General features: G+C 64.9%; 8 protein-coding genes and 3 pseudogenes. 8 read left to right on the top strand and 3 right to left on the bottom strand.

The window, feature by feature from the left end:
* Nucleotides 1-995: 995 nt before the first annotated feature.
* The 3 genes from ACZ434_RS32645 to ACZ434_RS32635 all read left to right on the top strand — a co-directional run bounded on the left by ACZ434_RS32645 (nucleotide 996) and on the right by ACZ434_RS32635 (nucleotide 3,400).
* Complete coding sequence (locus tag ACZ434_RS32645) at nucleotides 996-1,202, top strand: helix-turn-helix domain-containing protein (protein ID WP_079080635.1); 207 nt, start codon at nucleotides 996-998, stop codon at nucleotides 1,200-1,202.
* A gap of 185 nt (nucleotides 1,203-1,387) precedes the next feature.
* Nucleotides 1,388-2,347 carry a tyrosine-type recombinase/integrase gene (locus ACZ434_RS32640; protein WP_234353216.1) on the top strand — a complete coding sequence of 320 codons (960 nt, stop codon included), beginning with the start codon at nucleotides 1,388-1,390 and terminating at the stop codon, nucleotides 2,345-2,347.
* Nucleotides 2,348-2,683: 336 nt separating this feature from the next.
* Nucleotides 2,684-3,400: a DUF4839 domain-containing protein gene (locus ACZ434_RS32635; RefSeq protein WP_266073658.1), complete on the top strand. Its 717-nt coding sequence runs from the start codon at nucleotides 2,684-2,686 to the stop codon at nucleotides 3,398-3,400.
* Between the two features lie 132 nt (nucleotides 3,401-3,532).
* On the opposite strand, the gene ACZ434_RS32630 is transcribed toward ACZ434_RS32635, so the two are convergent.
* Nucleotides 3,533-3,760, bottom strand: a complete 228-nt coding sequence (locus ACZ434_RS32630; RefSeq protein WP_249956515.1) for a hypothetical protein — start codon at nucleotides 3,758-3,760, stop codon at nucleotides 3,533-3,535.
* A gap of 171 nt (nucleotides 3,761-3,931) precedes the next feature.
* Here ACZ434_RS32630 and ACZ434_RS32625 point away from each other — a divergent pair, with 171 nt between their 5' ends.
* Together ACZ434_RS32625 and ACZ434_RS32620 are read left to right on the top strand one after the other, a co-directional pair.
* On the top strand, nucleotides 3,932-4,912 hold the full coding sequence (locus tag ACZ434_RS32625; protein ID WP_468462340.1) for a hypothetical protein: 981 nt from the start codon (nucleotides 3,932-3,934) through the stop codon (nucleotides 4,910-4,912).
* On the top strand, nucleotides 4,909-5,400 hold the full coding sequence (locus ACZ434_RS32620) for an HNH endonuclease (RefSeq protein ID WP_468462338.1): 492 nt from the start codon (nucleotides 4,909-4,911) through the stop codon (nucleotides 5,398-5,400). Before ACZ434_RS32625 ends, ACZ434_RS32620 begins: the two co-directional genes overlap by 4 nt.
* 10 nt (nucleotides 5,401-5,410) lie before the next feature.
* Here the strand turns inward: ACZ434_RS32620 and ACZ434_RS32615 are convergent.
* Nucleotides 5,411-5,550 (bottom strand): annotated as a pseudogene (locus tag ACZ434_RS32615) (IS1380 family transposase); the annotation flags it as partial.
* Nucleotides 5,551-5,663: 113 nt separating this feature from the next.
* Between ACZ434_RS32615 and ACZ434_RS32610 the strand changes: the two are divergent.
* From ACZ434_RS32610 to ACZ434_RS32600, 3 genes and pseudogenes are all read left to right on the top strand, one after another.
* Complete coding sequence (locus tag ACZ434_RS32610) at nucleotides 5,664-6,347, top strand: DUF6308 family protein (RefSeq protein WP_386628541.1); 684 nt, start codon at nucleotides 5,664-5,666, stop codon at nucleotides 6,345-6,347.
* A gap of 108 nt (nucleotides 6,348-6,455) precedes the next feature.
* Nucleotides 6,456-6,760 (top strand): annotated as a pseudogene (locus ACZ434_RS32605) (iron chelate uptake ABC transporter family permease subunit); the annotation flags it as partial.
* 5 nt (nucleotides 6,761-6,765) lie between these two features.
* Nucleotides 6,766-7,022, top strand: a pseudogene (locus ACZ434_RS32600) ((2Fe-2S) ferredoxin domain-containing protein); the annotation flags it as partial.
* Nucleotides 7,023-7,185: 163 nt separating this feature from the next.
* Here the strand turns inward: ACZ434_RS32600 and ACZ434_RS32595 are convergent.
* On the bottom strand, nucleotides 7,186-8,136 hold the full coding sequence (locus tag ACZ434_RS32595; RefSeq protein ID WP_468462335.1) for an argonaute/piwi family protein: 951 nt from the start codon (nucleotides 8,134-8,136) through the stop codon (nucleotides 7,186-7,188).
* Between the last annotated feature and the right edge of the window lie 114 nt (nucleotides 8,137-8,250).

The following is an 8,250-nucleotide window of genomic DNA, read 5'->3' as shown; positions in this document are numbered from 1 at the left end:
TACGTCCAGGGCATGCCACGGGCAGAAGGCGACAAATCGTCACATCCGGAGCTCAGCAGGCAAACCGCCCACCTCGAGACTTCTCAAAGACCCTGCGCCGGGAACACCGAGTATTCCGGGGGCCAAGTAGAGCGCAGCCGCTCCGGTTTCGCACATTCTGGCTTTTCGGACGGTCTGTTCAGGCAGAGGGATTTGCCGGGGGATCACGATCGTCTGGCGGACCCGGGTCGAGGCGCAGTCTCCGTCGGGAGCGCTGCGCGGCAGGCGGTTAACGGAATTGAACCGGGGTCTCGTAGTACGCCGAGCCCGGCTTGACTCCCCGTGTCCAGCACGGGAAGTGCTTGTTCTTGTAACCGAAGCGGGCTTCGTGGGCGGCCTGGCAGACAGTCATAGCTGGTGATGTCGTGCACGGACATCCGTCCGGCTCGGCCGAAAGCGAGGGCGGGCTCCGCGTGCTCGAAGAACACCCGGGAGGGTTTCCAGCCGAGCCGGGAGTGACATTCGCCCACGGCAGACAGCTCCTCACTGCCCAGCGCTGGTGAAGCTGGCAGTACCCCAACGCGGTGCTTGATTGTGCTGATTCGCCGACGGCAGACACATTGAGGGCGCATTTGACTGGAATGACGCGTCGAAGCAAGCAAACCTAGAACAGTCCGCAGCAGCGCGACTACGCGCCGCTTTCACGCGTGTGCGTCAGGGGGGCGAGGGCATCGAGCCGGGCGCAACATAGCCGACGATCGCCGGTTAGCCAAACCGGCGTTTCTCCAGACCATTGAACTACCCGCTGATCTGCCGGGCGTGTTCCGTCGTTCCCGCAAGGAGTTCGAAAGTATGTCGGTCGAAGTCATGGAAGAAGAGTGGCTGTATTCCGAGGAGCAGGTTCGAGCTCTGCTTGCCCTGACAGGGTTGACTGACCGCCCCTTACACCGGCCGACGTTCTGATAGCCGTCTCGCCGGATGCCCAGCCCTTCCCCCAGTACTTCGAGGCCCCCGCTATGCCCGCACGCCTGCTGTCCATACCCACCGTCGCCGCTGCCCTGGACGTCGACCGTCGGACCGTCTATCGCTTCATCGCAGCCGGCGACCTGCCTGTCGTCGACCTCCGCACCGGGCCAGGCCGCTCCCGTGTGCGGGTCCCAGCGGCCAGCTTGGACGAGTTCCTCAGCCGTCGCGCCGTTGTCATGCCGACGACACGCCGCTGATCCCGATCACGGCAGCCCCGTAGTCGAGCAAGGAGTAGAACCTGTACCTCCGCAAGTTGAAGTCCGGCAACTGGCAAGTAACCGTACGTAACCGGGCAGGAGGCCGGTACAGCGAGTCGTTCCCCCTCAAGGCGCAAGCCCGCGCCTGGGGCACCGAGATGGAGACACAGTCCGCCCGCGGAGGCATGCGCGACCCACGCGCCGGCGAAATCACCTTCCGTGAGTGGCACGATCGCTGGTGGGATGCCCGCATCGTTGAGCCCCGCACCCTGCGCGGCGACGCCTCCACCATCAAAAACCACGTCATGCCCCACTGGGCGGACTGGGAGATGCGGGCCGTTACTCGCATGGACGTCCAGAGCTGGATCCGCTCCCTGGTGGAGAAGGGCGTGGGCGCCGCCGCGATCAAGCGGGCGTACAACCTGACCTCGTCCATCATGCGCGCGGCCGTGGATGACGATGTGATCGCGTTGAGCCCGTGCCGCCGCATCGACCTGCCTCAGATCGCCGTCAAGCCGCCGCAGTGGTTTACGACCGACCAGGCGCAGAGCATCCTCGACGAGCTTGCCGCCCCCTGGAAGACGATGTGCCTACTGGGCGTCTATACAGGACTGCGGTGGGGCGAACTTTCCGGCCTTCACCGTCACCGCATCGACCAGCGTCGCTCGCGCCTCTTCGTGGTCGAGGTCAACACCAAGCGGGGCATCAAGGAGTATCCCAAGAGCTCCAGGAGCCGCCGGGAGGTCCCACTCCCGGCCCATGTCCTTGAAGCACTTGAGCGTCACATATACCGGCTCGACCGGGACTCCGTGGTGTTCACCACCGTCACCAAGGGCCGGTCCGGACGGCTTCTCGACGACGGTAACTGGCGCCGACAGACCTGGTGGCCAGCCATCGAGGGAGCCCGCTACTTCGATGACGACGGCGAGCAGCAACTCGTCCCGCACTACCCGCCCCACTCCATGCGCCACACCTGCGCCTCATGGCTGGTCCAGAAAGGGGTCTCCCTCTACGAGGTCCAACACCTCCTTGGCCATGAGAGCTTCCAGACCACCCAGCGCTACGCCCACCTGCAGCCGGATGCGCACAAGGCCGTCCTCGGGGCCTGGGAACGGATGGAAACCCCGCTCACGATCGCCGCATAATCGGTTCCTTAGCACCTGTCCTGCTTGGACAGGGGCGAAGCCGGTTGCGAGCGGAACATGGACACGATCACGCTCACGATCGCGACTTCGAGTCGGGCGGCTCATCGTGGGGGAGCACCCTGCGGCCGACAGCGCCGAACGGCCACGGATAGGCGTAGGCATCGACGTCGTCTCTATGCCCCGCACCCGCAACCGAGACGCGCCGCTCAGGCGCGGCAGCGAGCGACCCGGCCGAGCGGGAGAGCAGGGGCCGAAGGCGACGTTCGTCTCCCGCGGAGTCATCTATGCTCGCGCCCAGTCGGTATGACCAGTTCGCTTCAGGGGGCAGAGAGCCGCATGGCCGATGAGATCAAGTACGAGTACAAGGCCGTGCAGACCGTTCGGGGCACCGACGGTTTGGTGATCTCGAAGATGCAGAAGGACGGATGGGAGCTCGTGGAACAGCTCCCAGGCAGACTTCGCACCACCCTCAACTTTCGTCGGCCGAAGAGGCCACTGCCTTGGCGTCTGATCGGGGCGGGGGCCGCCGCCCTCGTGGTCTTGGCCGCCATCATCGGCACAGGCGTTGCACTTGGCGACGGCGACGAGGAGAAGGGCGCGTCAGCCAGTTCGCCGGCCGCCAGTGAGAAGTCTTCCGCTACGCCGCCCGCAGACGCCCCGACCACCGCTGAGGTGATCACGGCGCAGAACAGCCCCGAGTTCGCGACGTTGTTGAAGGCGGATCCGTGTGGCGGAGCGAACGTGAACTTCGCCACCAAGCACGCGGGGCAAACGGTCGCCTTCGACGGGTCAATCAGGCACATGGCGGCCCACGCGGATGACCGGACCCGCTACGACTTCCTTCTCGGCCCGGGCGACAAGGGGCCGCAGACGACGGACGGCCCGAACTTTAAGTATGAGGACGTCAACACCGGCAATCTGCACCTGACCGGCAAGCAGGTCCCTGCCACTGTTGCCGTTGGCGACAAGTTCCGCTTCGTCGCCGAGGTGATCGAGTTCAACACGGTCCAGTGTGTCTTCCGCCTCGCCCCGGTCTCGACGGAGACCCGGTAGCCGAAAGGGCAGCCTTCCCATCATGGAGGAGGGACAGGTTCCGGCAGATTGCCGACTACGACCGTGTCTGGCTCCTCGAACTCCGCCACCTCACACGCGTCGCATTAGTTGGTCTGGGAGTATCGGGCCGTGTCAACCATGAAGAGCACCACAAGGCCCCTGTTTGCCGCGCTTGCTGAAGCCGTACGGCTGCTGAGCGACGAGCGCGACGGAGTAGATCGAGATGCTGTTTCGACGAACAGTCGGATACGCGAAGTTCTCGCTGGTTGCCTTCAGGGCATAGACAGCGACTTCCGTCTCAAGCTCCGCGTAGCTCCCGTGCGGCAAGGCCCGGGAGGCGTACTCGCTTACCTGCTGCACGAGGCCGATCGTCTGAGTCAGCTGGTCAAAGCATTGCCTCACACGCATGAGGTGGACCCTCACGAGGAAGCCGCCCGTGTCTCGCTCACCTTCCTGTTGCACGCTGGCAACGAGCTGTCAAGGGTGGCCCGGCGCCGCACGGTAGAACCTCACGAAGGTGGTCGTCGGACCATGTTCGACGAGCTGCCGTTCCACTCACTGCGAGGGCTAGTTCCCATCGCTCTCAGCATGGAGCGAGTCAAGACACTCAAGGCTCGGGTGACACGTCTGGAAAAGGCAGCGAGCTCCGGGCTGCTCACCATCGCCGAAGAAGAGACCACACAGGCCGTAGGGGGTGAGGAGCTCGGCTTCTTCATCGACCGTACCCGGAAACGGCAGAAGTGGGCCATGCCTCTGTGGGTCGCACCGACGCACGTTGCCGCTGCCAAGTCCGAGCCGACACCGCCGTCCTTGAGTGAGGAACAAGCGCTGCTCGACCAGTTGGAAGCTGAGGCAGCACACTCCGTCGGACTCGACGCGGAGGCGTTGTCCAGGCTACGGACGAAATTCAGGGTGAACACGAACGAGCTGGCTCGGGAAGAGCAGAGAATTTTGCGGCAGGCAGCCACCAGGCTCGCGCGGGTCGCGGCCTCCACAGCTCGCACAAAGACACAGAGCAGGGCCGCGCACCTGACAGACGTGTATGTCACCGTTGCGCGTGAGCCGAGCGAACGTTTCTCCACCAGCATGGCTGCTGACATCCTTGATGCCCCTGACACCGCTCGGCAGGCAATCGACCGGGAGCGGCGCATCCGTGAAGAGACCGTGGAGGCCGCGAGCGCGCTGCCCGGTGGAAAGCTCCAGCAGATGTGTGAAGTGGACTATCTCCAGCTGGTCGGCGACCAGGTCGCCGAAGCATTGCACGGGATTGGTCACAGAGTGCAGAGCAAGCGCATGGTGGTTCTTACCCCCGCAGTGTCGGAGGAGACGGCCCAGACAGTGCTGCAGCAGCTCGTCAACGTCTTCGGAGATACCTGCGTACTCCTCAAAGGCATCGACGGCGTGGCGATCAGGATCCCGCGCCCGAGCCAATTCGGCATCAGTCTGCGCCGCGCCCGCAGTTGCGACTGCGGGCGGCATCCCGTCTATGGGCCGGACGGAGCAGAACTGTGAACCGTCCCTTTCTGCAACGGCTCCACAAGCATCTGGCAGCCAAGGCGCAGGAATCTTGGTTCAGCCGCCAGTGCGCTGGCTGTTCGGCTGAACTCAATCCGTCCTCCGAGGAGGAGTACTGCGGTGACTCATGTCGTCCTGACCTGAGCGAGCCGGTGCCGGCGTTCATCAACAGCTCACCGGCCACACGCATAGCCAGCTTCCGGTCCACTGCCGCCTATAGAGCCCTTGCCGGCACCTATTTCGAAGACGTGGACCCACTTGAGATCATCGAGGCAGCGGGCTGGCGATGCGAACTATGCGGCGGTGAAATACCACGGTTCGTCGACCGCTTCGATCCGCAGGCCGCAACCGTAGACCACCACATGCCGCTCGCCCTGGGCGGCCATCACGTCTACAGCAACATGCGTGCCGCGCATCGCCGCTGCAACAGCAGCAAGAACGCCAAGCACCCCCACGACCTCCGGTCTGTGATCGAAGGGCGTTGACTCAAGGCCCGTCATGGATGTCGCCTCCGGAGTCGGTGCGGATGAGTGTCCGGCGTCCGCGCCGGTAGGTCTTCGGTAGTTGGTCCAGGATGATCCGGGCAGTCTCGATGTGTCGGCCGTGGTGTTGGAGCCGGCGTTCCCGGGCCGCAGCGCCCGCAGCTGTCCAGGTGAGCGAAGTGCAACTCGAGGGCCGTGGAGTTGTCGGTGTCGCCCGTTACCCTCAAATGTCATTCCACCACCGAATTTACGCAAGGAGAGTTGACATGGCATCTGTCAGCTTCGCTGAGCGATTGCGCGCACTGCTGTCCACTGCGGACGCGGCGGCCGACCTGGAGCGCTATTTTGGCCTCGATGTGGTCGATGGCGTCGTCACGCCTTCCTTTACGGGTTCCCGTTTCGAGCACCTGGACGGTGGGGGTGACCGAGCCGACATCGCCAACGTTGTCACTGCAGCAGACTTGATCGCCGTTCAGACGCTTTCCGTTCAGGTGCCGCCCCCGGCAGCGCTCGCCTTGTTGGAGGGCCACCTCGCCGGGGAGATTTCAGCCCTACTTCACCAAATACCTGCCGATACAGACATGGCGAACGCAGAACCTACTCTGCTGGAACCCGGTTCTCCAGCCGACCGGGCCTGGCACCTCCTCAAAGGTGAGAAGGGGCTTGGCTGGGTGACGACTAACAAGCTTCTGGCCCGCAAGCGTCCGCGCCTTCTGCCGGTCTACGACCAGGTGGTGCGCTGTGTAGTCGGACACCCGGAGTCCTTCTGGCTGTCGCTGAGGGCAGCGCTTGCTGCCGATGGCAATGCTCTGCATGAGCAGCTGCACTCGTTGCGGGATGGCGTTGGTGTCCCGGAGACGGTTTCGGCACTGCGGATCTGTGACGTAGTGCTGTGGATGAGCCATGTGGCAGGCCATAAGGAGAAGGACTGCGGGGGCGTCCCAGACTGAGCTTCCGTCCCCGCCTTCGCATGTTGATCGGGTGCCCGGACAATCCACCAGCGCCGGTCTCACGACGGTTGGCACCGTCGGCTGTGTGGTAGCTGCGATGTCCCGGCCGTCTGCCTCGAGTACGTCCGTACCCTGGACGCCTTCGCCTTTGGCGAGGAGGCTGCAGCCGGGCTTGGGGTACGGCTCGCGCGCACCCGCCTGGCCCTGCTCTCGGCGACCGCGCTGCTCACCGCCGCCCTGGTCAGCTGCGTCGGCGTGATCGGCTTCGTGTCCCTGATCCTCCCGCACGCCACGAGCGCCCTCACCGGCTCCGGCCATGCCCGCCTGCTCTCGGTCACGGCACTGACCGGAGCATCTTCCTGGTGCGGGTCGACACCCGCACCCGCGCGGTCCTCGATCGGCACCGGCACCCTTCCGCATCGTTGTCTGCCGGGACTGCTGCTGGGGAAGCACCAAGGTGCCCGAAGCCGATCACGACTGGCAGATCGCGTGCCTGGCCAACGCCCCCGTTCGCGTCTCGGACTGCCTCGACGTGTGCGAATAAGCCAACGTGATCGTCGTCCAGCCTCCGCCGCCGCACACGCCGCTGGCGCCCGCCCTGTCTGGCTCGACCTCGGCAACGACCTCGACGCCACCGAGGACATCGCTGCCTGGGTCCAGGATGTCGGCCCCGGGTAGCGCCCCTGCCCTGACATCCTCGACCTATACGTCTTTACGCCGCACGGAGGGCGCGTTGAGCGTGGAAACCGGACCGGTTCCGGCCTACAGAAGCCTGGCCTGGCGTGCTGCGTCGCGAAAGCGCTGTTGAGGATGCTAGAGCTGTTGAGTGCGCCCTTGCCTACATGTAGTAGGCGTAACGGGTGGCGATGCGGGCATTGGGCAGGACGTGCTTGAGGATCGAACCGACTCGGTAAGCGGTGCGCAAGGTGAGGGGGTCACGTTCGTCGAGTTGGGCGTTGTTCCAGTTCATCTTAGTCAGGGCGAGGATGTCCATGCCGGCGGTCAGTAGATCCGTGCCGTGTGTTGCGGGCCGGATCAGCAGTGGCTGGGGGACGTACAGGCCGGGGTAGGTCCGGAAGTACGGCACTGAGCCGCGGGTGTACAGGAGCAGGGAACGAGCGTCCAGTTGGACGCTGGTGCCGCGCAACGGGGGGAGTTGGCCGGTGCGGTACAGGTGTGGGGCGCCGCGCCGCTGAATCCACAGCAGGTCGACATGGTCGATCTCACGCAGGTCGGCGGCTTCGTGGAATCCGTCGACCTCACTGGCGGTGAAGTTCGAGGTCTTGTGAACAACGATGCGTGCGGGCTGGTGGCCGTGGGTGGTGCGGTACTCGGCTAGGGCGTCCAGCAGCAACTGCCGGGCGTCTGAGAGCGTCAGGTGGGGCTGGCGGTCGGTCTTGGAGACCTGCGCGGTTCCGCCGCGGACGACGACGCCGTCGCCGCGTTCGTTGAACACCTGGGCGACGGCCGTGTGCAGCTCGTTTCCACTCGCGCTGCGGTAGAAGCTGACCCCGACGTAGCAGGTGGCCAGGTCGGAGCTGTGACGCTGCATGCGCCAGGGGGTCCCACCGGCCTTGTAGTACAGGGCGGTATGCAGGTTCCAGGCCCGTGTTGCCTCGTCCTGCAGCGGGCGGACGGTTTGACCGTTGGTCTTGGCCGGGATCCCGGTCCAAGTCTCCTTGCGTATCAGTTGCAAGGGGGCCGGCAGCGTTAGCGCGGCGGCCTTGAGCAGGTCGTGGAAATCACCTCCGGCCCCTTGCTCGCCCTGTTCCTCCTGGCGGTCGGTCACGACCTCCTCCGAGGGAAGAGCAGGGTCTTTGAGAAGTGATGTTGTGTCCGGGTTCGTCAGGCCAGCCCGAGGGCGGTGAGGGGTCGCTGGTGGTCGCGGCAGGTGTGGCGGAGG

Source organism: Streptomyces sp. NPDC030893, from assembly GCF_055571535.1.
Note: the sequence above shows the minus strand (reverse complement) of the source record. Positions and strands in the feature narration are given on the sequence as shown.

What these genes read in the sequence shown, in the direction of transcription:
- ACZ434_RS32625 (WP_468462340.1), top strand. Translation starts at nt 3,932, where the DNA reads ATGTTCGACGAGCTGCCGTTCCACTCACTGCGAGGGCTAGTTCCCATC.
- ACZ434_RS32640 (WP_234353216.1), top strand. Translation starts at nt 1,388, where the DNA reads ATGCGCGACCCACGCGCCGGCGAAATCACCTTCCGTGAGTGGCACGAT.
- ACZ434_RS32635 (WP_266073658.1), top strand. Translation starts at nt 2,684, where the DNA reads ATGGCCGATGAGATCAAGTACGAGTACAAGGCCGTGCAGACCGTTCGG.
- ACZ434_RS32610 (WP_386628541.1), top strand. Translation starts at nt 5,664, where the DNA reads ATGGCATCTGTCAGCTTCGCTGAGCGATTGCGCGCACTGCTGTCCACT.
- ACZ434_RS32645 (WP_079080635.1), top strand. Translation starts at nt 996, where the DNA reads ATGCCCGCACGCCTGCTGTCCATACCCACCGTCGCCGCTGCCCTGGAC.